Source organism: Hoyosella sp. YIM 151337, assembly GCF_026041215.1.
GTDB lineage: Bacteria > Actinomycetota > Actinomycetes > Mycobacteriales > Mycobacteriaceae > Hoyosella.
Genome location: NZ_JAPEIQ010000037.1, coordinates 1 through 2,287, shown reverse-complemented (window position 1 = coordinate 2,287; position 2,287 = coordinate 1). Strand labels below are relative to the sequence as shown.

Below are 2,287 nucleotides of genomic sequence, written 5' to 3'. Positions count from 1 at the left end.
GAACGCGTCATCGAAACCCAGGCCGCATCACTGCGCATGCTCACATCCAGCAGCACCGCCGAACCGGTCCGCAAGTGGTGGAACAAGCTCCTGCCTGCATAGGCCTGTGCACTCCACTGCGCTGGGTTTCGAGGCTGCCGCGACCCGCTGGCGCGGGTCTTGCCACGAGATTTACCACCACCGGAGAGCCTCGATCAGGTGTGCAACGAGTGCCCGTGCAGCACCTGAGAGGCCCGCGTGCATTGCGATCCACCAGCCTGGATTCGGTTGGTTGGTTCGGTCGTTGTTTGCTGCCATGGTCTGGCCTTTCACTCGACGTGTCGATGTCGAACGGAAGGTTTGCAGTCAAGGGGGACACGTCCCGGGCACACAAGGGATCGGTCGCAAGCCAGCGCGAAGCGGTGGCGCGGGAGAGCGTTGGGCTTAGGGAAGTTGGCGGCGTTGGAGGAGCTCTTGGGCGAGGTCGCTGATGGCGTGGGCGGTGCGTGTGTGCCGTGGGTGGGCGAAGGCGTTGTTGCGGGCTTCGGTGAGGAGTTCGCGCAGGAGTTCAGTGGTGGCGCGGGGTGAGCCGAGCACAGTGCGGATGTGTGCGGCGTGGTGGTCGGTGGTTTCTTGTGGTGTGGGGTTGCCGAACAGTGTCGCGGCGAGCGCGTAGATGTGCGGACGGATTGCTCCCTCAACCCCGGGGGCGAGTTTGCCGCGTGCCTGGTGCCATTGCACGGCTGAGAACAGCTCTGAAAGCGCTTCAGGATCGTCGAGGAGCCACGATTTCGCTTCGCGGGTAGTCATGGGCCGCACAACCTCACGCACAGTTTCCCGATCCCGCTCGATGACCCGTACTGCGGATCCGCTGCGAGCCGCGGCGGCCCGTTCATCGGATGCGCGGCGGCGGCACGAGTCAGAGCACCAGACGCGGCGGCGGCCAGGTCCGAAAGGCTGCACGACCGATGCCCCGCAGCGCGGGCATGCAGGGCTGGTGTCGGGGCTGGTCATGGGCGTGATTTTATTTCGCCCGGACGTAATTCCCCAAAAAGTCAGAACTTCTGCAAGAGGTGTGTGGCTCGCGAGTGACAGCGATCACGCGGATTTTGAGGGCCAACTCTGGGGGTTGGAAGGGTCGGGAGGAGGAGGCAGGCGTACAAAAAGTGGCATGCGAGTGGGCGTGACTTGGTTCGGCGTGCCTACCTAAACCTTGAGGATCAAGGGACGGCAGTACCTCGACAGCCAAGGCAGCAGTTGAGCGTGGGCGGAGAAGCGGACCTCGCTTCGCTCGGACTGTGTTTAATCACCACCCACCCAGCGTTCCAACGCGTTAGCGCCCTGCTCCGGGTGGTGAGGGTGGGTGGTGACGCTCCTCCCTAGAGACCACAAGCAGTGCTTTTTTCGTGGTCTCTAGGGAGGGAAGACTTGGCTCGTCCGGTATGGAGCCGGGCGGTATGGAGCCTCGTCCTACGCACCGCATTACTGATGCGTCAGGGCGGAATATGTACCGGCCTCCGTCCGCCTGCGTGCCGAAGGCGGTGCGGGTTCTGCACCTCGCGAGACTGGGCCTGCCGTGATCTACCCCCGCGCTCACGCGATAAGGGGGCAACGTCTCCTGTGCCGGTACTCCTGTGCCCTACTGCTTTCGCTCTCACTACACCCGGGGGCTAGCCGGTGGGGGTCTCTAAGGCAATGAATAGCGGTGCCACCTGAGCCGCTATTGCCTACCTGCCGAGAAACACCGGGGAATCCGGTTCCGGCGGCCGGGTTTCATGGGTTACCCTGTCCCTGGAGTTGTTTAGCTTCGAAACGCCGCCCCACGGTCGCCAAACAGTCGGGTGGCGTTTCTTTTTGCACGCTTGCTAAATGCGTAGCCGGCATATCGGTCCTAACGCCGACAGGCACGCCGGCAAGGAATGGAAATTCATTCATTTCCCCGCGTTTGTGGACACAATTCCGGCGTGAGCAAAGCACAGCCCCGGCGCGGAAAATGCGCCGTCTGCTACGAGCGTTTCCGCCACAATGCGCGCACCACAACCACTCCTACGGGCAAAGTCGTGCACGAGGCCTGCGGCAAGAAGCTCCAGCAACAGTTCGACGCGGCGGAACGAACCGCGCAGCGAGCAGCCCAACGCAACCGAGACGCAGTTCTCAGCGGCAGCACCTACGCCAGCCAGAAAACCTCGAGCTGGCGACTCGGTGGCTCCCCGTCCGGATCGGGAAGCTCACGAGTCTCCTGACCGACGAGAGATTGCCGCGCCATCGCGCCTCGCTAACGATCTGAAGGCGCCTCACCGACATACGT

2 protein-coding genes are annotated in these 2,287 nt (G+C 63.2%); one reads left to right on the top strand and one right to left on the bottom strand.

All coding sequences use genetic code 11. From position 1 onward, the window contains the following. Positions 1 to 423: 423 nt before the first annotated feature. On the bottom strand, positions 424 to 993 hold the full coding sequence (locus ONR57_RS18155) for a hypothetical protein (RefSeq protein WP_265124940.1): 570 nt from the start codon (positions 991 to 993) through the stop codon (positions 424 to 426). Positions 994 to 1,943: 950 nt separating this feature from the next. On the opposite strand from ONR57_RS18155, the gene ONR57_RS18150 reads away from it, so the two are divergent. After that, positions 1,944 to 2,222, top strand: coding sequence for a hypothetical protein (locus ONR57_RS18150; protein ID WP_265124939.1), 279 nt, complete (start codon positions 1,944 to 1,946; stop codon positions 2,220 to 2,222). Positions 2,223 to 2,287 lie beyond the last annotated feature (65 nt).

Excerpts from the sequence above, each read along its gene's own strand:
- ONR57_RS18155 (WP_265124940.1), bottom strand. The coding sequence starts at position 993 with ATGACCAGCCCCGACACCAGCCCTGCATGCCCGCGCTGCGGGGCATCG.